Below are 19,381 nucleotides of genomic sequence, written 5' to 3'. Positions count from 1 at the left end.
ATACAGTTCGCCGGTGTGACGGAACCGGTTGCGAGCACGCCCCCCGTGCGCCGCACCGTGCGGGTCGCCATCGCCCTGGCGACCGGTCAGGCCCTGCTGTGCGGGGTGATCGGCTGGGTCACGTTCGGTCCGCCGGAGACCGGCCCGCGGGCCGCCGCGCCGGTCGAGCCGCTGATCCGGCACTCGCCGGTGGTTCCCGCGGTGAGCCTCCCGCCGACCGTGCGGACGTCCACGACCGCCGGGCCGGATCCGGTCGCCACGTCGCGCACCCCCCGCGCCAGAGCCTCGTCCACCCGCCCACCGAAGCCGCTGGCCGCGCCACCGGCCGGCACCACGACCGCGACCACACCGCCGACCACGCCGGCCGCCCCGGCGGACGATCCGCCGGCCGACCCGGTGATCGCCCCGCCGGAGCCGGCGCCCGAGCCGACCTTGACCAGCACGCGGCCGGGCCTGGTCGGGCCGTCGGTGCCGGACGAGACCGTGCAGGGCCCGGTGGAGGTCGGCGACCGGTGCAAACCGGCGGGCGCCCGCGGCCTCACCGCGGACGACCGGCGGGTGCGGTGTGTCCGGGACGACGACGGTGACCTGCGCTGGCAGATCAACTGAGGCCGGACACCGCCTACACTCAGCCCCATGTCCATCGACCCGGGTACGCCGAAGAAGCGGCACGCCCTCGGCGTGGACTTCGGCACCTCGAACACCGTGGCGGTGGCCCGCTGGCCGGACGGCCGGGCGCGGCCCATCCTGATCGACGGTTCGCCGCTGCTGCCGTCCGCGGTGTACGCCGAACCGGACGGGCAACTGCTCGTCGGGCGGGACGCCGTGCACAGCTCCCGGATCGACCCGGCCCGGTTCGAGCCGAATCCCAAGCGGCGCATCGACGACGGTGAGGTGCTGCTCGCCGACCGCGAGGTGCCGGTCGTCGACCTGATCGCCGGGGTGCTCGCCCGGGTCGCCGAGGAGTGGCACCGCGCGGTCGGGCCGGTCCGCCCCGAGGTGACGCTGACCTGCCCGGCGACCTGGGGCGCGGCCCGCCGGACGCTGCTCGCCGAGGCGTCCGCCCGGGCCGGGCTGGAGGGTGCCCGCCTGGTCGCCGAGCCGGTCGCCGCGGCCACCTACTTCGCCGAGGTGCTGGGCCGGGACGTGCCGATCGGGTCGGTCGTGGTGGTGCACGACTTCGGTGCCGGCACGTTCGACGCGAGCGTGGTGGCGCGTACCGCCGAGGGTTTCGAGGTGCTGGCGGTCGACGGCCGGGACGACATCGGCGGGCTGGACGTGGACGCCGCCGTCGTTGCCCATCTGGGCACACTTTTCGCCGACCAGCCGGAGTGGGCCCGCCTGCTGGAACCGACCACGGTGGCCGAGCGCCGGGCCCAGCGTCAACTCTGGGACGACGTCCGGGTCGCCAAGGAACGGCTGTCCCGCACCCAGTCCGCCGACCTGGTGGTGCCGCTGGTCAACCGCGAGGTGCACTTGACCCGGGACGAGCTGGAGAAGCTGGCCCGGCCGGTGCTCGACCAGACCGTGCAGGTCACCCGGAGCCTGCTGCGCTGGGCCGACCTGCCGGACGGGCGGCTGGCCGGGGTCTTCCTGGTCGGCGGCGCCAGCCGGATCCCGCTGGTGGCGACGCTGCTGCACCGCGCGCTGGACGAGGCGCCGGTGGTGATCGAACAGCCCGAGCTGGTGGTGGCCGAGGGCAGCATCCTGGCGGATGCGGCCCTGCTCGCGACCGGGGCCGCGGCGCCGGGCCCGACCGCGGAGTTGCGGTTGGTGTCGGCCCGGCGCAAGGAGAGCGAGACGGTACGCGTGCCCGCCGCGTCCCTGGTGCCGCCGCCGGCCGCCGAACCCTCGGTGGACGACCAGGACACGGTCCCGTCCCGGACCGACGGCACGGCGCTGCGCCCGGCGGTGGACCCGTGGCCGCACGCCGTGCCGGAGACCTGGACGCCGGATCCGAGCCGGACGATCGTGGCGGACGAGCCGTCCTGGCCTCCCTCCTACGAACGGTCGTCCGGCAACCGGAGCGAGCCGCCGCCGACTCGTCCGGTCTCGCCGGCCCGCCCGTCGGCCCGGGGGACGTCCGCGGCCCGGCCGGTGTCCGGAGCCCGGCCGGTGTCGGGAGCCCGGCCGGTTTCGGGGACAAGTCCGGTGTCGGGGACGAGTCCGGTTTCCGCGGCGCGCCCGGTGTCGGGAACGAGTCCGGTGTCCGGGGGGCGTCCGGCCGCCCGGGCGACGGCGCCCCGGCCCGCACCGCCCGCACCGCGCCCGAAGCGCCCCCGCCGGCCCCGCCGGTTTCTGCGGTTCCTTCAGGTTCTGGTGAGCCTGGTGGCGCTGGTCGCGGTGCCGTTGCTGGCGATGGTGCTGGCCTACGGCTACGGCAACGGCGACTCCATCGCGGACGACGCGCGCCACGTCGTCTCGGACATCGCACGTTTCCTCGGACTGTCGCTAGGGTGAGACCGATTCATCTTTGACGATCGCGACGGCGGGAGTGGGCATGGCGGACATGATCGAGGGCCACGGCGGCGACCTGGCGCTGGCGGCGCTGCGGGCGTACGGCGTGACCGAGATGTTCACCCTCTCCGGTGGACACGTGTTCCCGATCTACGACGCCGCGCACAAGGCCGGGTTCGGAATCTACGACGTCCGGCACGAGCAGTCCGCGGTGTTCGCCGCGGAGGCGGTGGCCAAGCTGCAGCGCCGGCCCGGGCTCGCCGTACTCACCGCCGGCCCCGGCGTGACCAACGGCATCTCCGGCCTGACCAGCGCGTTCTTCAACGCCTCGCCGGTGCTGGTGCTGGGCGGCCGGGCACCCGCGTTCCGCTGGGGCTCGGGCAGCCTGCAGGAGATCGACCACATCCCGCTGGTCCGGTCGGTGACCAAGTACGCCGCCACGGTGACCGACACCGCCTCGATCCCGGGCGAGGTGGCCGCCGCGCTGACCGCCGCGCTCACCGCGCACCGCGGCCCGGCGTTCCTGGACCTGCCGCTGGAGGTGCTGTTCTCCAGCGAGGACGCACCCGCCCCGGTGGCGCCCGAGCTGCCCGCGCAGGCGGCCGACCCGGACCAGGTGTCCCGGGCGGCCACGCTGCTCGCCGAGGCCGAGCGGCCGGTCATCATCGCCGGATCGGACGTCTGGACCGGCGGCGCGGTGGACGCGCTCCGGGCCGCCGCCGAGGCCCTGCACGTCCCGGTGTTCACCAACGGCATGGGGCGCGGCGCGCTTCCACCCGGGCACCCGCTGGCGTTCGCCAAGGCGCGGCGTCCCGCGCTGAGCGAGGCCGACGTGGTCGCGGTGATCGGCACGCCGCTGGACTTCCGGCTCGGCTTCGGCGAGTTCGGCGCCGCCCAGGTGGTGCACATCGTGGACGCACCCAGCCAGCGCGCCGGGCACGTCGAGACCGCCGTCTCGCCCGCCGGTGACCTGCGCCTGATCCTCACCGCGCTGGCCGACTTCGGCGGCAAGCGGGCCGACCACGCCGACTGGGTGGACGGACTGCGTACCGCGGAGGACGCCGGCCGGGCCCGCGACGCCGAGGCGATGGCCGCCGAGACCGACCCGATCCGGCCGGCCCGGATCTACGGCGAGCTGCGTAAGGTGCTGGCCCCGGACGCGGTCACCATCGGCGACGGCGGCGACTTCGTCTCGTACGCCGGCCGGTACCTGGAGCCGGCCCGGCCGGGCACCTGGCTCGACCCGGGACCGTACGGCTGCCTCGGCACCGGCATGGGCTACGCGATGGGGGCCCGGGTCACGTACCCGGACCGCCAGATCTGCGTGCTGATGGGCGACGGCGCCGCCGGGTTCTCCCTGATGGACGTCGAGTCCCTGGTCCGGCAGAAGCTGCCGGTGGTCATCGTGGTCGGCAACAACGGCATCTGGGGCCTGGAGAAGCACCCCATGCAGGCCATGTACGGCTACGACGTGGCCGCCGACCTGCAGCCCGGCCTGCGCTACGACGACGTGGTGCGGGCGCTGGGCGGGGCCGGCGAGACCGTCCAGAAGCCCGCGGACCTCGGCCCCGCGCTGCAGCGCGCCTTCGCCTCCGGAGTGCCCTACCTGGTCAACGTGCTGACCGACCCGGCGGACGCGTACCCCCGCTCGTCGAACCTGGCCTGACCCGGGTCAGGCGCCGGACGCCGGAGGGCGGGACGCGGGCCCGTCCTCCTCGTCCTGCCGGGGGTGGTCGTCCGCGTCGCCGGACTGGATGTCCCGCTCCCACCGGTCGAGCAGCTCGCGGTCGCGGCGGGCCTGTTCGATCTGGATGGACCGGAGGAAGTCCGGGTCGTCATCCGGGGACGACGGGCCGCGCCGGGCCGGCCGGCCCTCGGCCGGTGGCGGAAGGGGCCGGCCGAAGAGGAACCAGGCGAGCGGCCCGAGCAGTGGGACCAGGAGGATGACCAGGACCCACAGCGCGCGCGGCATGGCACGCACGCGGTCGGCGGACAGGCAGCTGATCAGTGCCAGCACCAGAAGCACCAGCTGCACCGCGGCGAGGAAGACGAACAACCGGACCATGTGGCAATGATGACGCGCGGAATCGAGAACGGCACTGATCAGAGGGTGACAACCAGGCCACCGATGATCGCGAGCCCCACGGTCACCCACGCGTACGCCACCACGGTGCGCCGCCCGGGCTGGGGCGGACCGCGGCGCAGTCCGCGTACCCGCAGGTAGGAGAGCCGGACCAGAATCACCCAGCCGGTCATCGCGGCGGCCGCGAGCAGCACCCGCGGCGGGGTCGCGTCCGGCGTGAACGCGGGCCGGGCGGCGAGCAGACCGACCGCGGCCGCGCTCAGGCCGGTGCGCCGCCAGGCCAGCCTGGTGCGTTCCGCGGAGGCGCCCGGGTCCGGCGTCACCGGGACGCCTGGATCAGGACGGCGACGACGAGCAGCAGGGCGCCCAGCGCCACCACGATCGCCAGCACCGCGGGGAACCGGGAGCCGGGCAGATCCTGCTTCAGGCGCATGGCGCGTTCGGTGCGGGCCCAGTGGTCCACCGCACGCAGCGCGACCAGCGCACCGAGCAGCAGCAGGAGCACGGCGATCCCCTCGCGCAGGTGCGCGATCGGCAGCGGCGGCAGGAACTGCGCGCAGGCCAGGCCGCCCGCGATCAGCGCCAGCCCGGTCCGGATCCAGGCCAGGAACGTGCGCTCGTTCGCCAGCGAGAACCGGTAGTCCGGCGGCTCACCGACCCGTTCGGCACGTTCGGGGTCGAACCATTGCCGCAGGTCACCGATCACCCGTCGATTATTGACCCGGGCGGTCCAGAAGGGCTCCCCGGGCGGGCCCGCCGGAGCCGGGCGCAGCTGGGGAAAGGCGTGGTGGAGGATGATGGGAGGGCTGCGGCCGGGGTGCCCGCGCACCGGGTGAGGTGTGTCACTCCGGGTGCCGGTCCGGCCTAAGCTACTGGCGGGTAACCTCGATGGAGCGGTCCGGCCGCAACGGTGCGTTCACAACAGGAGGGTCGTCGAAGCGCGATGAACATCGTCGTACTGGTCAAGCAGGTGCCCGACTCCGGTGCCGAGCGCTCCCTGAGCGCGAGTGACAACACCGTCGAGCGCGGCTCGGCGAGCAACGTCATCAACGAGATGGACGAGTACGCCATCGAAGAGGCGCTCAAGATCAAGGAAGCGCACGGCGGCGAGGTCACCATCCTGACGATGGGCCCGGAACGCGCCACCGAGTCGATCCGCAAGGCGCTCTCCATGGGTCCCGACGCGGCGGTGCACGTCACCGACGAGGCGCTGCACGGCTCCTGCGCCGTCGCCACCTCCAAGGTGCTGGCCGCGGCGCTCGGCACGCTGAACGCCGACCTCGTCCTCTGCGGTGCCGAGTCCACCGACGGCCGCGTCCAGGTCATGCCGCACATGCTGGCCGAACGCCTCGGCGTCGCCGCACTCACCGGCGCCCGCAAGCTCACCGTCGACGGCGCCACCCTGACCGCCGAACGGCAGACCGACGAGGGGTACGAGGTCGTCACGGCGTCCACCCCGGCCGTGGTCAGCGTCTGGGACACCATCAACGAGCCGCGCTACCCCTCGTTCAAGGGCATCATGGCCGCGAAGAAGAAGCCGGTGCGGACGCTGTCCCTGGCCGACCTGGGCATCGCCGCCGACGAGGTCGGCACCGCCGGCGCCACCAGCGCGGTCCTCGAGTCCGCCAAGCGGCCGCCGCGCTCGGCCGGCACCAAGACCGTCGACGAGGGCGCGGGCGGCACGCAGCTCGTCGAGTTCCTCGCCACCGAGAAGTTCGTCTGAGAGGGGCCCACCATGGCTGAAGTACTGGTCGTCGTCGAGGCCTCCGCGGCTGCCGGCGTCAAGAAGGTCACACTCGAGATGCTCACCATCGCCCGCACCCTGGGCTCGGTGAGCGCCGTGGTCATCGGCGACGCGGCGGCCCTCACCGACAAGCTCGCCGAGTACGGCGCCGAGAAGATCTACGTCGCGTCGGGCGACGACGTGGAGAGCTACCTGGTCGCGCCCAAGGCCACCGTGGTCGCCGACCTGGTCCGCCGGGTTCAGCCCGCCGCCGTGCTGCTCGCCTCCACCCAGGAGGGCAAGGAGATCGCCGGCCGGCTCGCGGTCAAGCTGGACAACGGCCTGCTCACCGACGCGGTCGAGGTGGCCGCGGACGGCACCGCCACCCAGGTCGTCTTCGCCGGCTCCACGATCGTGAAGTCCAAGGTCACCCGCGGCCTGCCGATCGTCACCATCCGCCCCAACTCGGTCACCCCCGCCGCCGCCCCGGCCACGCCCACGGTGGAGCAGGTCACCGTCGAGGTCGGCGAGAAGGACAAGCTGGCCAAGGTGGTCGAGCGGGTCGCCGAACAGAAGGGCTCGCGCCCCGAACTCACCGAGGCCTCGATCGTCGTCTCGGGCGGTCGCGGCGTCGGCAACGCGGACAACTTCAAGCTGGTCGAGGAGCTGGCCGACCTGCTCGGCGGCGCGGTGGGGGCGAGCCGGGCCGCGGTGGACTCCGGCTACTACCCGCACCAGTTCCAGGTGGGCCAGACCGGCAAGACCGTGTCCCCGCAGCTCTACCTGGCGCTGGGCATCTCCGGTGCGATCCAGCACCGGGCCGGCATGCAGACGTCGAAGACGATCGTGGCGGTCAACAAGGACGCCGAGGCGCCGATCTTCGAGCTGGCCGACTTCGGGGTGGTGGGCGACCTGTTCAAGATCGTGCCCCAGGCCGCCGAGGAGATTCGCAAGCGCAAGTGAGGTGACGTTGGTGCCCGGGGCCGGCGCCGGCCCCGGGCATCCCTCGCGTCAACTCGTCAGGGTGCCCCGCAGCAGGCTGTTGCCGGAGTGCGCCGAGTTGCCGTCGTTCGGCTCCGCGGACACGTCCACCAGCCGGTACCGGTTCAGGTCGGTCCCCGGCGGGATCGGCAGCTGCACCGCGTCGGTGCCCTGCGGCACCGCGCCGATCGCCTGCATCTTGGTGATGTCCTCCGGATCGATCAGCCAGATCTCGTAGTGACCCGGCGTCAGCGGCAGGTTCCGTACGTCCACCTCCAGCGCGGCACCGGAGAGCACCCGGGCGTCGCCGCGTGCGGTGTCCGGCACCCCCTTCAAGGGCTCCAGCGTGGCGCTCGCGGTCACGTCCGGTGCGGCCGGGCGGTCCATCCAGCGGATCACCGTCACCGTGCCGGCCACGGCCAGCACCGCCGCGGCGGCCGCGGACACCACCGGTCCGGCCCAGCGCGGCATCCGTCGGCGGCCGGAGCGGCGTACCGCGGTCAGGTCGACCACCGGGGCCGGAGCGGCCTCGGCCTTGGCCACCTCGGCCGCGATGCCGGTCCAGACCCGGTCCGGTGGCGGCGGCAGGTCGCGCAGTTCCTGGGTCTCGGAGCCGAGTTCGGTGACGTGCTTGAGCGCGTCGATCTCGGCGCGGCAGCCCGCGCACTCGGACAGATGAACGGCTTCGTCGTCCGCCGGGCTATCCGAGAATGCGAGTAGTACCAGCCGATCGGGGTCCAGGTGTTGCACCGTCCACCTCCCATCGTCGTCGTAGGCTCGCCATGCCCCGCCGGATATGGCTCTTCACCGTGCCCAGAGGCATCCCGGTGACCGCCGATATCTGCGGGTGCGTCAGATCGTCGTAGAACGCCAACTCCAGTGTCCGCCGCTGCTCGACGGGCAACCGGGCCAGCTCGTCCGCGACGATCAGCCGGTCCAGCACCCGCTCCGGCGACTCGTCCACCGGCGGCGGCTCGGGCAGTGCCCGTACCGTGTCGGTGACCCGGGTCTCCCGGGCCGCGGCGCGCATCCGGTCGATCGCCTTGCGGCGCGCGATGCCGAGCAACCAGCTCAGCATTCCGCCCCGGTCCGGATCGAAGGTGCCACGCCCCAGCCAGGCCGCCACGAACGTCGCCTGGGTGACGTCCTCGGCGTCGGCCCGGTTCGGCAGCAGCCGGGTCGCCAGGTGGAACACGGCGCTGCCGTACCGGTCGTACGCGATCCGCAGCGCATGTTCGTCGCCGTCGCGGAAGTGCTGGGCCAGTTCGTCGTCGCGGCCGGAAAGGTCGCTCATCGAACCCCTCCACTTCCGCTCGGTCAGAGATTGCCTACCCGGGCCTACGACCGGGGATGCGCGGCTGGATGCAGAAAGTGGGCTATCTGTCGGTACGCATCCGGATGCGGCCGCGGCGGCGAAACCTCTGCTGTCCGACACCCAGTCTCCTGGAGGCACCGAGATGCAGAGTACGACGTTCCGCCGGACCGCCGCGGGAGCAGCAACCGCTGCCCTCGCCTTCGCCGGCCTCAGCCTGGTCTCCGCCACGCCCGCGCTGGCCGCCACGTCACAGGTCTCGGTGGTGCACGGGATCCCCGGCACCCCGGTCGACGTGTACGTCAACGGCGAGAAGACGGTGGACAACTTCCAGCCCGGCAAGATCGCCGGTCCGCTGTCGTTGGAGGAGGGGAGCTACGACATCGCGCTGACCGAGCCGGGCGCCGCGCTCACCGAAGCCATCCTCACCGTGGACGACGCCGCGGTGCCGGGCGGCGCGAACATCAGCCTGGTCGCCCACCTGAACGCGAGCGGCCAGCCCGCCATCACGCCGTTCGCCAACGACGTCAGCCGGCTCGACGCCGGCCAGGCCCGCCTGATCGTGCGGCACACCGCCGCGGCCCCGGCGGTGGACGTCCGGGCCGGCGGCGAGCCGGTGTTCGAGGACCTGACCAACCCGAAGGAGGCCAAGGCCGACCTGCCCGCCGGCACCGTCTCCGCGGACGTGGTGCTGGCCGGCACCGACGACGTCGCGATCGGCCCGCAGGACCTCAACCTGCAGGAGGGCACGGCCACCATCGTGTACGCGATCGGCTCGGCCGAGGCCGACACGCTCGGCGTGGTCGCACAGACCATCAAGGGCCTGCACTCCGCCCCGGGCGGCGTGCCCAGCGGCAGCGGCGGCCTGGCCGACCGCGGCCTGACCACCGGCTGGTACGCCCTGGCGGCCCTGGGCCTGCTGCTGGTGGTGACGGGTGCCGCCCGGCTCGTGCCGGTCCGCCGCTCGTGACCTCGGCCGGCAACGGCGCGTCCCGGGATCTCCCCGGGGCGCGCCGCCCCCGGTGGCCGTACGTGGCCGCGGGCCTGGGCACGGTGCTGCTGGTCGGCGTGGGGGTGTCGGCCTGCCGGTCGGAGCCGCCGCCGGACACCGGTGCCGCGACGGTGTCCGCGCTGGCCTCCGCGTCGCCGGCCCCGGCCCCGGCGCGGTCGGTGGCGGTGCGGGACGGCACGCTTCCCGAGGACGGCGCGGTCACGGCACCGGTGCGGCTCGCCGCGCCCGCGTTGCGGCTGAACGCGACCGTCGCCCCGGTCGGCGTGGATCCGAAGACCGGCGAGTTCGACGTCCCGCCGAGCGTGGACCGGGTCGGCTGGTACCGCTTCGGTCCGGGCCTGTCCGCCACCGCCGGCTCGATCGTCATCGCCGGGCACGTGGACAGCGCGGACCAGGGCGAGGGCGCGTTCTTCCGGCTCGGCCGGATGGACACCGGCGACCGGATCACGCTCACCGGCTCCGACGGCGAGCGGCGGATCTTCGAGGTGGTGGCGCGGGAGAGGTACGACAAGACGCGCATTCCGCTGGAGAAGTACTTCGCCCGGGACGGTGTGCTGCGACTCACGCTGATCACCTGTGGCGGCCCGTTCGACGCGCGGACCGGCCACTACCGTGACAACGTCGTCGTGACGGCCACGCCGGTCGTCCGGTCGTAGGCATAAGCTTTGAGTCGATGGCCTACCTGGATCACGCGGCGACCACGCCGATGCTCGCCGAAGCGCTCGACGCGTACGTCGTCGCGGCCGGGGGGATCGGCAATCCGTCGTCCCTGCACGCCGCCGGCCGGGGTGCCCGCCGGCTGGTGGAAGAGTCCCGCGAGCGGATCGCCGCGGTGGTCGGTGCCCGTCCGTCGGAGGTGGTGTTCACCAGCGGCGGCACGGAAAGCGACAACCTCGCCACGAAGGGAATCTTCTGGGCCAGGCGGGACGCCGACCCCCGGCGTACCCGGGTGGTGGCCTCTTCGGTCGAACACCACGCGGTGCTGGACTCGGTCGACTGGCTGAGCGGCCACGAGGGCGCCACGGTCAGCTGGCTGCCGGTCGACGCGCTCGGCCGCGTCCATCCGGCGGCCCTGGCCGACCTGCTGGACGAGCACGGCGACGAGATCGCGGTGATCAGCGTCCAGTGGGCCAACAACGAGGTCGGCACGGTGCAGCCGGTGCACGAACTGGCCGAGGTCGCGGCCCGGGCCGGCATCCCGTTCCACACCGACGCGGTGCAGGCGGTCGGCCAGATCCCGGTCGACTTCGCCGCCGGTGGCGCGGCCGCGCTCACCCTCACCGGCCACAAGCTCGGCGGTCCGGTCGGCGTGGGTGCCCTGCTGCTCGGCCGGGACGTGCCGTGCACGCCACTGCTGCACGGCGGCGGCCAAGAACGCGACGTCCGGTCCGGCACGCTGGACACCGCGGGCGTGGTCGCGTTCGCGGTCGCGGTGGAGAGCGCGATCAAGAACCAGCAGGAGTACGCCGTGCGGATCGGCGCGCTCCGCGACGAACTGGTCGAGCGGGTCCGCGCGGCGGTGCCCGACGTGGTGCTGAACGGGCATCCGGAGCACCGCCTGCCCGGCAACGCGCACTTCTCGTTCCCCGGCTGCGAGGGCGACGCGCTGCTGCTCCTGCTGGACGCGAAGGGCATCGCCTGCTCGACCGGGTCGGCCTGTTCGGCGGGGGTGGCGCAGCCGTCGCACGTACTGCTGGCGATGGGTGCGGACGACGACCGGGCCCGGTCGTCGCTGCGGTTCACGCTCGGGCACACCTCGACCCGCGCGGACGTGGACGCGCTGCTGGCCGCGCTGCCCGGCGCGGTGGAGCGGGCGCGCCGCGCGACCGCCATGAAGACACCCCGCTGAGTCACCGCGCCGGCCCCGGCCCGTCCCGGTCGGTGGGCGTCCCCTCCGGTGGTTACGCTTGCGGCATGCGAGTTCTAGCGGCCATGTCCGGCGGGGTCGACTCCGCGGTCGCCGCCGCCCGGGCGGTGGCGGCCGGCCACGACGTCACCGGCGTGCATCTGGCGCTGGCGCGCAACCCGCAGACCTACCGGACCGGCGCCCGCGGCTGCTGCACGCTGGAGGACTCCCGCGACGCGCGCCGCGCCGCCGACGTGATCGGAATCCCGTTCTACGTCTGGGACATGGCCGAGCAGTTCCAGGACGACGTGGTGGACGACTTCGTCGCCGAGTACGCCGCCGGCCGGACGCCCAACCCCTGCCTGCGCTGCAACGAGAAGATCAAGTTCTCGGCCGTGCTGGACCGGGCGGTCGCCCTCGGCTTCGACGCGGTGGTCACCGGCCACCACGCCCGCCTCGGCGCCGACGGCCTGCTGCGGCGCAGCGTCGACCAGGCCAAGGACCAGTCGTACGTGCTGGCCGTGCTCACCCGCGCCCAGCTGGACCGGGCGGTCTTCCCGCTCGGCGACTCGACCAAGGCGCGGGTCCGGGCGGAGGCCGCGGAGCGCGGGCTGGCCGTCGCCGAGAAGCCCGACTCGCACGACATCTGCTTCATCGCCGACGGCGACACCCGTGGTTTCCTGGCCGACCGGCTGGGCGAGACCCCCGGTGACGTCGTCGACGGCCGCACCGGTGCCGTGGTGGGCCGCCACTCCGGGGCCTACGCGTACACGGTCGGCCAGCGCAAGGGCCTCGACCTGCGGGTGCCCGCGCCCGACGGCCGTCCGCGCTACGTGCTGTCGATCACCCCGAAGACGAACACCGTGACCGTCGGCTCCCGCGAGGACCTCGAGGTCGACACCGTCACCGCGGACCGGGTGATCTGGCACGGCGAGTGCACCCCCGTCGAGTGCGACGTCCAGATGCGCGCCCACGGCGAGGTCGTTCCCGCCGTGGTCACCGTGGACGGCGACACGCTGGTGGCCCGGTTGCGCCGCCCGGCCCGGGGCGTCGCCGCCGGTCAGGCCATCGTGGCCTACCGCACCGACCAGGACGGGGACATCGTGCTCGGCTCGGCCACCATCGCGTCGGGCACGGTCTCGGAGCCGGGCGCCGTTGCCGGGGACCGGGCCGGGGCGGCCGGCAATGCCTGACTTCGCCTGGCCGGCCGGCGCCGCCACCGGGGTCGGTTCCCTGCCCGGCACCGACGCCGCCGAGGCCCAGCGTCTCGTCCTCGGTGAGCTGCCCGACCTTCCGCACCTGCCGGAACTGCCGGCCCGCGGCCCCGGCGCCGACATCATCGGCCGCAGCGCCGGCTTCCTGGTCGACCTGCCGGTCCAGCTCTACGCCGGCCGCTGGCAGATGGCCCCGCGCCCCGGCCGGGACCTGCGCCGCACCGCCGACCTGCTGGAACGCGATGTGGATCAGCTCACCGAGCAGGCCGACGGCTTCGCCGGCACGCTGAAGATCCAGGCCGCCGGACCGTGGACCCTGGCCGCCTCGCTCGACCTGCCGATCGGCGGCCGGATGCTGCGCGACCCCGGTGCCGTCCGCGACCTCACCGACTCGCTCGCCGAGGGCCTCCGCCGGCACGTCGCCGACGTGCAGAAGCGGGTGCCACGCGCCACCGTGCTGCTGCAACTGGACGAACCGTCGCTGCCCGCGGTCATCCTCGGCCGGATTCCGACCGAGAGCGGGCTCGGTGCGTACCGGGCGGTCCCCGCGCCGGACGCCGCCACCGCCCTGCGCACCGTGGTGCAGACCGCCGGGGCGCCGGTGGTGGTGCACTGCTGCGCGCCGGACCTGCCGCTGTCGGTCGTCCGCGACGCCGGGGCCGCCGCGATCTCGACCGACCTGTCCCTGCTGCGCGACCTCGACCCGCTGGGCGAGGCCATCGAGGCCGGGCTGGGCCTGTTCGCCGGCGCGGCGTCCACCAGGCCGCCCGCCGACGGTCACGCGCCGACGTCGAAGGAGATCGCCGAGCGGGTACGCACCCTCTGGCACCGCCTCGCCTTCCCGGCGGCGCGCCTGCCCGAGCAGGTGGTGGTCACGCCCGCCTGCGGCCTGGCCGGTGCGCCGGAGCCGTACGCCCGCGCGGTGTTGACGGCGTGCCGCGACGCCGGCCGCCGCCTCGCCGAGGTCTGAGGCCGCCGCCTTGCGGGGGTTTAGGCTGCCGCCGTCTTGCGGAGGTCTGAGGCCGGCGCCCGTCTTGCCGGGGTTGAGGCTGCCGTCTTGCGGGGGTTGAGGCTGCCGCCGTCTTGCGGGGGTTAAGGCTGCCGCCGTCTTGCGGAGAGCTGAGGCCGCCGCCTGTCTTGCCGGGGTTTGCGGCCGCCGGGCCAGTGCGGTCTGAGGCCGCGGGCCGGCGTGGTCTGCGTCAGCGGGCCGGTCCGGATCTGGTGCCGCGCCGGGCGGCCCGGCCCAGGGCGACCCGGCGCAGCGTGGCACGGTCGGCCCGCCCGGCGCGCCGCTGGAAGGCGTCGTGCCGGACCAGCACGGGTTCGCCAAGGTTGAGATAGCTGTCCCGCCGGGCCCGCGGATCCCAGCTCCGGGTCGGAATCAGGATGTGGTCGCGGCGGTGGCTCTTGTCCTGGCTGGTGATCTTGAGGACCAGTACGCCCTGCCGGCGCCGGCGCAGCACCAGACACGGCCGCAGCTTGGCGCCGGTGCCGTCGGCGTAGGGCACACGCGCCCACCAGATGTCACCACCACGCGGCCGCGGGTCTCCCTCGGCCGCCCGGCGGCGCAGCACCCAGCCGGCGACGGCGGCCAGCACCACGCCACCGGCCAGCAGCCACGGTGCCCAGCCCGGCATGTCCACCTCCGCGTCCCCGCCGCCCGTTCCGCAGCGCCGATCGCCGCCGGGCCATTGTGCCGACCCGGGTCGGTGAGCCGCCGCCCGGTCGCCCCAGATTGTCAGAGGGGGGTACTAACGTTCTCCTTCAAGCGCGAACACGGAGGTCAGCGGTGCCCAAGAAGTCGGTTTCTGAGAAGTCGGCGGCCGAGCAGACGGCCGCGTCCGATCGGCCGGACGCCGACGCCGGGGCCGTGGTGCCCGCCCCGGACGGTCCGGCCGCCGATGCGGGGCCCGCCGCCGGGGAGGGTCCGGCCGCGGCCGCGGAGCCCACCGCCGAGGAGATCGCCCGTGGCCGCGCGACGCCGGAGCAGGAGGCCGCGGCCGGGGCCGAACCGCCACCCGAGGTGAGCGCCCAGCACGCCGCGCTGGCCGACGAGCTGCGCGAACATCAGTACCGCTACTACGTGCTGGACGCGCCGACCATTTCGGACGCGGAGTTCGACCAGAAGCTGCGCGAGCTGGAGGCGCTGGAGACCCGATACCCGGCCCTGCGCACGCCGGACTCGCCGACGCAGAACGTGGGCGGCACGTTCTCCACCCAGTTCACGCCGGTGGAGCACGCCGAGCGGATGATGTCGCTGGACAACGTGTTCGACGACGCCGAGCTGGCCGCGTGGGCCGACCGCACCGAACGCGACGCCGGTGGTCCGGTCCAGTTCATCTGCGAGCTCAAGGTGGACGGTCTGGCGATCAACCTGACGTACGAGAAGGGTCGCCTGGTCCGCGGCGCCACCCGCGGCGACGGGCGGACCGGGGAGGACGTCACGCCGAACGTCCGCACCATCCGCGAGATCCCCGAGCGGCTCACCGACGACAACCCGCCCGACCTGCTCGAGGTGCGCGGCGAGATCTACTTCCCGGCGTCCGCCTTCGCCGACCTCAACGCGTCGCTGGTGGAGCAGGGCAAGGCACCGTTCGCCAACCCGCGCAACGCGGCGGCCGGCAGCCTGCGGCAGAAGGACCCGCGGATCACCGCGTCCCGCGGGCTGCGCATGGTGGTGCACGGGATCGGTGCGCGGGTCGGGTTCACGCCGGATTCCCAGTCCCACGCGTACGAGGCACTGAAGTCCTGGGGCCTGCCCACCAGTGACCGGTGGCGTCTGGTCGACGGGATGGCCGGCGTCCGCGAGTACATCGCCTACTACGCCGAGCACCGCCACGACGTCGAGCACGAGATCGACGGCGTGGTCGTCAAGGTGGACCCGGTGGCGATCCAGGGCCGGCTCGGCTCGACCAGCCGGGCGCCGCGCTGGGCGATCGCCTTCAAGTACCCGCCGGAGGAGGTCACCACCAAGCTGCTCGACATCGACGTCAACGTCGGGCGGACCGGGCGGGTCACCCCGTTCGCGGTGCTGGAGCCGGTCAAGGTGGCGGGTTCCACGGTGGCGCTGGCCACCCTGCACAACGCCCGCGAGGTGGAGCGCAAGGGCGTGTGGATCGGCGACACGGTGGTGCTGCGCAAGGCCGGCGACGTGATCCCCGAGGTGCTCGGCCCGGTGATGGATCTGCGCCCGGACGACGCGCACCCGTTCGTGATGCCGACCCACTGCCCGGCCTGCGGCACGGCGCTCGCGCCCGCCAAGGAGAGCGACATCGACATCCGGTGTCCGAACACCCGGTCGTGCCCGGCGCAGTTGCGTGAGCGCGTGTTCCACCTCGCCGGCCGGGGCGCGTTCGACATCGAGGTGCTGGGCTACAAGGCCGGCCAGGCACTGCTCGACTCCGGCGTGATCGCCGACGAGGGCGACCTGTTCGGGCTGACCGCCGACGACCTGAAGCGTTCGCCGTTCTTCGTGAACAAGGACGGCAGCCTCGGCAGCAACGCGGTCAAGCTGCTGGACAACCTGTCCGAGGTGAAGAACCGCCCGCTCTGGCGGGTGCTGGTGGCGCTGTCCATCCGGCACGTCGGTCCGACGGCGGCACAGGCGCTGGCGCGGCAGTTCGGCTCGATGGAGGCGATCGAGGCGGCGGTGGCCGCGGAGAGCGCCGAGGAGCTGTCCGCGGTCGACGGCGTGGGGCCGACCATCGCCGAGAGCCTGCGCGAGTGGTTCACCGTGGACTGGCACCGCGACATCGTCATCAAGTGGCGCGCGGCCGGCGTGCGGATGGCCGACGAGCGCTCCGACGACGGCCCGCGCCCGCTGGAAGGGCTGACCGTGGTGGTCACCGGGACGCTCGCCACGCACTCCCGGGACCAGGCCACGGAGGCGGTGACGTCGCGCGGCGGCAAGGTCAGCGGTTCGGTGTCGAAGAAGACCGCGTTCGTGGTGGTCGGGGACAACCCCGGCAGCAAGTACGACAAGGCGCTCTCGCTGAAGGTGCCGGTGTTGAACGAGGAGGGTTTCGCCGTGCTGCTGGCCGACGGCCCAGACGCCGCGCGTGCGGTCGCCGAGATGGCCGGGGACGACGCGACGGTGGCCGGGGACGACACGGCGGCACCCGAGGAGGCTGCCACGAACGAGTGAATTTGACGAAATAGCCAGGTCAGTGCCGTATGCCAGTTTGATAACGACGAGTCTGTTTCGCGTAGATGGTCCGATGCGGATCTATGGTGAGGATGACCGTTCGGTCGACGCCATCGTGGAGGTCGCATGGATGCCGCACAGCCGCGCACCTCCATGAGCCCTGACCTGGCCCGGGAAACGCGGCTGCGGCCCGGCCGGCTGCGCACCGTACTGATCACGGTGATCGGCGCCGTCCTGTTCGACCTGATCCTCTGGGCCTGCGCCACGCCGACGTTCGCGACGCTGCCGGCGGCGTTCTGGCTGCTGGCCGCGCTGGCCGTCGCGGTGGACGCGCGCCCGTACGTGGTGGCGAACCGGCGGGCCAGTTCCGTGGTCCTGCCGTCGATCTGCTTCACGTTCGCGATCGTGCTCGCCTGGGGCCTGGTGCCCGCGCTGGCGGTGCAGGTCGTCGCGGTCACCGTGGCCGGAGCGCGGATGCGCCAACCGGTGCGTCGCGTGCTCCATCTCTCGCTGCAGCATGCGGTGGCGCTCGCCGGCGCGGCGCTCGTCGCCGGGCTGCTCGGGATCGCGTTCGGCGGCGGCGCGACCGGGGACACCGGTCCGGCCGGCTCGGGCTGGGCTCCCGGGCCGGGCGGGACCAGCGGTTCCGGCTGGACGGCCGCCGCGGGCCGCGCTCCCGACCTCGCCGGTGTCGGCGGTTCGCCGGTGGGTGGCGGTTTGGCCGGTGCGGGCGGCTCCGCAGGTCTCGCTGGTTCGGGGAGTGTTGGGGATTCCGGGAGTGGCGGCGGTTGGGCCGGTGCCGGCGCGGGTGGCACTGCGGGCTGGGCGCAGCCCGCCCGCCTCGACGGGACGCCCGCTTCCGCCTGGAGCCCCGGCCTGGGCGACCCCACCGGCTGGAACGCCGGCCCGGGCTGGGCGGACGTCTTTCTCACGCTAGCCGCGGCCACCGCCTGGATCCTCTCCCGCTACGGCTTCGCGGCGCTGGTCGCGCGGTGGAACGCCGAGGCCCGGGCCCGCCGCAGGCCACAGCGGTGGGGCGTCGAGCTGTTCGCCACCGCGGCGCTGCTGCTGCTCGGCCCGGTGGTGCTGGCCGCGGCGCAGGTCGGGCTGGCGCTCGTACCCCTGGTGCTTCTGGCCCTGCACGCGGTGCATCGGATGGTGCGGTCGGCGGGGGAGTTCGAGCGGGCCACCCGGGTCGATGCGCTGACCGGGCTGCCGAACCGGCGCGCGCTGCAGTCGTCGGTACTCGATCGGGGGCACGGCCGGGGGCGGCACCGGCCGGACCGTCAGCTTGCCCTGTTGCTGCTTGACATCGACCGGTTCCGCAACGTCAACGACGCGCTCGGGCATGCGCTGGGTGACCGGCTGCTGATCGAGGTGGCGCATCGGCTGGCGGACGTCGTACCCCCGCATGATCTTGTGGTTCGGCTGGGTGGGGACGAATTCGCGGTGCTGGCGACGCGGGTCGACGGGCCGGCCGGCGCCCGGCGGATCGCGGCGCACCTGGCCGAGGCGTTGAACGCGCCGTTCGCGTTGGACGGGCTGCCGGTGGACGTGAGCGCGTCGATCGGGATCGCGCTGCAGCCGGAACGCGGCAGCGACGGCGCCGCGCTGCTGCGCCAGGCCGAGGTGGCGATGTACGACGCCAAGCAGCGCGGTGACCAGATCGCGGTGTACGGGCCGGACGCCGCGCACCATTCGCCGGACCGGCTGGCCCTCCTCGCCGACCTGCGCGGTGCCCTGCGGCAGGACGTCGCGGACGACGGGATCACGGTCTACTACCAGCCGCAGATCGCCATCGCGACCGGTGCGGTGGTCGGCGTGGAGGCGTTGCTGAGGTGGCGGCATCCGGACCGTGGCCTGGTGCGCCCGGAGGAACTGATCCGGGTCGCCGAGCCCACGCCGGTCATGCGGTTGCTCACCGGGCGGGTGCTGGGTGAGGTGATCGCCCAGCTCGCGGAGTGGCGGGCGGTCGGTCGCGCGGTGCGGGTGTCGGTCAATGTCAGCGTGCGGGACCTGCACGCCGGCGACATCGCCGACGAGATCCAGGATCTGTTGCGACGGTACGCGGTGCCGCCCGACCTGCTGCAGCTGGAGATCACCGAGAGCGCGCTGATGGCCGACCCGCACCGGGTACTGAACACGATCACCCGGCTGGACCGGATGGGCCTGGCGATCTCGCTGGACGACTTCGGCACCGGGTACTCGTCGCTGCAGCACCTGCGCCGGCTGCCGCTGTCCGAAGTGAAGATCGACCGGTCGTTCGTGCTCGGCATGGCGGCCGACCGGGGGGACGCGGCGATCGTCCGCTCGGTGATCGATCTGGCCGAGGCGCTGGAACTGCGGGTGGTGGCCGAGGGCGTGGAGGACGAGCGGACCTGGCGCCTGCTCGCCGCGGCCGGCTGCCACGCCGCGCAGGGATGGTTCCACGCCCGGCCGATGCCCGCCGAGGACCTGGCGGTGTGGCTGAGCCGGTACCGGCCGGTGCGGCCCGGCACCACGACCACCCAGCCCGCGCCGAGCCGCTGAGCCCGGGCCCGCCGCAGGCTGAGGTGGGGAGTCGCGGGAAGGTCCGGCCGCGCGGCGAAATAGACTCGTCCGGTCAGCGA

The 19,381-nt window shown here is 73.8% G+C and carries 18 protein-coding genes; 12 read left to right on the top strand and 6 right to left on the bottom strand.

Annotated features, from left to right (window positions below; genetic code table 11):
• Positions 1–15: 15 nt before the first annotated feature.
• Genes LDL48_RS31320 through LDL48_RS31310 form a run of 3 tightly spaced genes read left to right on the top strand, consistent with a single transcriptional unit; the run spans position 16 to position 4,123 of the window.
• Positions 16–609 (top strand): hypothetical protein, encoded by a 594-nt coding sequence (locus LDL48_RS31320; RefSeq protein WP_225258730.1) that lies wholly within the window; start codon positions 16–18, stop codon positions 607–609.
• 27 nt (positions 610–636) lie between these two features.
• Positions 637–2,460, top strand: coding sequence for an Hsp70 family protein (locus tag LDL48_RS31315; protein ID WP_225258729.1), 1,824 nt, complete (start codon positions 637–639; stop codon positions 2,458–2,460).
• Between the two features lie 40 nt (positions 2,461–2,500).
• Positions 2,501–4,123, top strand: a complete 1,623-nt coding sequence (locus LDL48_RS31310; protein WP_225258728.1) for an acetolactate synthase — start codon at positions 2,501–2,503, stop codon at positions 4,121–4,123.
• Between the two features lie 6 nt (positions 4,124–4,129).
• On the opposite strand, the gene LDL48_RS31305 is transcribed toward LDL48_RS31310, so the two are convergent.
• The 3 genes from LDL48_RS31305 to LDL48_RS31295 are packed head-to-tail and all read right to left on the bottom strand — an operon-like array spanning position 4,130 to position 5,246.
• Entirely contained in the window at positions 4,130–4,522 is a 393-nt protein-coding gene (locus LDL48_RS31305; RefSeq protein WP_225258727.1) for a PLDc N-terminal domain-containing protein, read from the bottom strand.
• Between the two features lie 38 nt (positions 4,523–4,560).
• Positions 4,561–4,863, bottom strand: coding sequence for a DUF202 domain-containing protein (locus tag LDL48_RS31300; protein ID WP_225258726.1), 303 nt, complete (start codon positions 4,861–4,863; stop codon positions 4,561–4,563).
• Positions 4,860–5,246 (bottom strand): YidH family protein, encoded by a 387-nt coding sequence (locus LDL48_RS31295; protein WP_225258725.1) that lies wholly within the window; start codon positions 5,244–5,246, stop codon positions 4,860–4,862. Before LDL48_RS31295 ends, LDL48_RS31300 begins: the two co-directional genes overlap by 4 nt.
• Positions 5,247–5,483: 237 nt before the next feature.
• Between LDL48_RS31295 and LDL48_RS31290 the strand changes: the two genes are divergently transcribed.
• Both LDL48_RS31290 and LDL48_RS31285 read left to right on the top strand, forming a co-directional pair.
• Positions 5,484–6,263: an electron transfer flavoprotein subunit beta/FixA family protein gene (locus LDL48_RS31290; RefSeq protein ID WP_225258724.1), complete on the top strand. Its 780-nt coding sequence runs from the start codon at positions 5,484–5,486 to the stop codon at positions 6,261–6,263.
• Between the two features lie 12 nt (positions 6,264–6,275).
• On the top strand, positions 6,276–7,226 hold the full coding sequence (locus LDL48_RS31285; protein WP_225258723.1) for an electron transfer flavoprotein subunit alpha/FixB family protein: 951 nt from the start codon (positions 6,276–6,278) through the stop codon (positions 7,224–7,226).
• Positions 7,227–7,274: 48 nt separating this feature from the next.
• On the opposite strand, the gene LDL48_RS31280 is transcribed toward LDL48_RS31285, so the two are convergent.
• On the bottom strand, positions 7,275–7,994 hold the full coding sequence (locus LDL48_RS31280) for an anti-sigma factor (protein ID WP_225258722.1): 720 nt from the start codon (positions 7,992–7,994) through the stop codon (positions 7,275–7,277).
• Complete coding sequence (locus tag LDL48_RS31275) at positions 7,945–8,538, bottom strand: RNA polymerase sigma factor (protein ID WP_225258721.1); 594 nt, start codon at positions 8,536–8,538, stop codon at positions 7,945–7,947. The genes LDL48_RS31280 and LDL48_RS31275 overlap by 50 nt, the downstream gene beginning before the upstream one ends.
• A gap of 163 nt (positions 8,539–8,701) precedes the next feature.
• On the opposite strand from LDL48_RS31275, the gene LDL48_RS31270 reads away from it, so the two are divergent.
• The 5 genes from LDL48_RS31270 (at position 8,702) to LDL48_RS31250 (ending at position 13,598) form a co-directional block, all read left to right on the top strand.
• Positions 8,702–9,526, top strand: a complete 825-nt coding sequence (locus LDL48_RS31270; RefSeq protein WP_225258720.1) for a DUF4397 domain-containing protein — start codon at positions 8,702–8,704, stop codon at positions 9,524–9,526.
• A 62-nt stretch (positions 9,527–9,588) separates the two neighbouring features.
• Positions 9,589–10,224 carry a class F sortase gene (locus LDL48_RS31265; protein ID WP_372472220.1) on the top strand — a complete coding sequence of 212 codons (636 nt, stop codon included), beginning with the start codon at positions 9,589–9,591 and terminating at the stop codon, positions 10,222–10,224.
• Between the two features lie 17 nt (positions 10,225–10,241).
• A complete protein-coding gene (locus tag LDL48_RS31260; RefSeq protein ID WP_225258719.1) occupies positions 10,242–11,417 on the top strand; it encodes a cysteine desulfurase family protein in 1,176 nt (391 codons plus the stop codon).
• A 65-nt stretch (positions 11,418–11,482) separates the two neighbouring features.
• On the top strand, positions 11,483–12,607 hold the full coding sequence (gene mnmA / locus LDL48_RS31255; RefSeq protein ID WP_225258718.1) for a tRNA 2-thiouridine(34) synthase MnmA: 1,125 nt from the start codon (positions 11,483–11,485) through the stop codon (positions 12,605–12,607).
• A complete protein-coding gene (locus LDL48_RS31250) occupies positions 12,600–13,598 on the top strand; it encodes a methionine synthase (RefSeq protein WP_225258717.1) in 999 nt (332 codons plus the stop codon). Before mnmA ends, LDL48_RS31250 begins: the two co-directional genes overlap by 8 nt.
• A 229-nt stretch (positions 13,599–13,827) precedes the next feature.
• Here LDL48_RS31250 and LDL48_RS31245 read toward each other — a convergent pair whose 3' ends face one another.
• Positions 13,828–14,265 (bottom strand): type II toxin-antitoxin system PemK/MazF family toxin, encoded by a 438-nt coding sequence (locus LDL48_RS31245; RefSeq protein ID WP_225258716.1) that lies wholly within the window; start codon positions 14,263–14,265, stop codon positions 13,828–13,830.
• A gap of 323 nt (positions 14,266–14,588) precedes the next feature.
• Between LDL48_RS31245 and ligA the strand changes: the two genes are divergently transcribed.
• The gene (ligA, locus tag LDL48_RS31240) at positions 14,589–16,772 is read left to right on the top strand and encodes an NAD-dependent DNA ligase LigA (protein ID WP_225258755.1); all 2,184 of its coding nucleotides are present in this window, start codon (positions 14,589–14,591) and stop codon (positions 16,770–16,772) included.
• A 126-nt stretch (positions 16,773–16,898) separates the two neighbouring features.
• Entirely contained in the window at positions 16,899–19,301 is a 2,403-nt protein-coding gene (locus LDL48_RS31235) for a putative bifunctional diguanylate cyclase/phosphodiesterase (protein WP_225258715.1), read from the top strand.
• Positions 19,302–19,381: the final 80 nt, after the last annotated feature.

It is taken from the genome of Jidongwangia harbinensis, assembly GCF_020216025.1.
Classification (GTDB): Bacteria; Actinomycetota; Actinomycetes; order Mycobacteriales; family Micromonosporaceae; genus Actinoplanes; species Actinoplanes harbinensis.
This window is presented reverse-complemented; position numbering and strand designations above follow the sequence as displayed.

What these genes read in the sequence shown, in the direction of transcription:
- LDL48_RS31285 (WP_225258723.1), top strand. Translation starts at nt 6,276, where the DNA reads ATGGCTGAAGTACTGGTCGTCGTCGAGGCCTCCGCGGCTGCCGGCGTC.
- LDL48_RS31245 (WP_225258716.1), bottom strand. Translation starts at nt 14,265, where the DNA reads ATGCCGGGCTGGGCACCGTGGCTGCTGGCCGGTGGCGTGGTGCTGGCC.
- LDL48_RS31290 (WP_225258724.1), top strand. Translation starts at nt 5,484, where the DNA reads ATGAACATCGTCGTACTGGTCAAGCAGGTGCCCGACTCCGGTGCCGAG.
- LDL48_RS31305 (WP_225258727.1), bottom strand. Translation starts at nt 4,522, where the DNA reads ATGGTCCGGTTGTTCGTCTTCCTCGCCGCGGTGCAGCTGGTGCTTCTG.
- LDL48_RS31270 (WP_225258720.1), top strand. Translation starts at nt 8,702, where the DNA reads ATGCAGAGTACGACGTTCCGCCGGACCGCCGCGGGAGCAGCAACCGCT.
- LDL48_RS31315 (WP_225258729.1), top strand. Translation starts at nt 637, where the DNA reads ATGTCCATCGACCCGGGTACGCCGAAGAAGCGGCACGCCCTCGGCGTG.
- LDL48_RS31275 (WP_225258721.1), bottom strand. Translation starts at nt 8,538, where the DNA reads ATGAGCGACCTTTCCGGCCGCGACGACGAACTGGCCCAGCACTTCCGC.
- mnmA (WP_225258718.1), top strand. Translation starts at nt 11,483, where the DNA reads ATGCGAGTTCTAGCGGCCATGTCCGGCGGGGTCGACTCCGCGGTCGCC.
- LDL48_RS31260 (WP_225258719.1), top strand. Translation starts at nt 10,242, where the DNA reads ATGGCCTACCTGGATCACGCGGCGACCACGCCGATGCTCGCCGAAGCG.
- LDL48_RS31310 (WP_225258728.1), top strand. Translation starts at nt 2,501, where the DNA reads ATGGCGGACATGATCGAGGGCCACGGCGGCGACCTGGCGCTGGCGGCG.
- LDL48_RS31235 (WP_225258715.1), top strand. Translation starts at nt 16,899, where the DNA reads ATGGATGCCGCACAGCCGCGCACCTCCATGAGCCCTGACCTGGCCCGG.
- LDL48_RS31250 (WP_225258717.1), top strand. Translation starts at nt 12,600, where the DNA reads ATGCCTGACTTCGCCTGGCCGGCCGGCGCCGCCACCGGGGTCGGTTCC.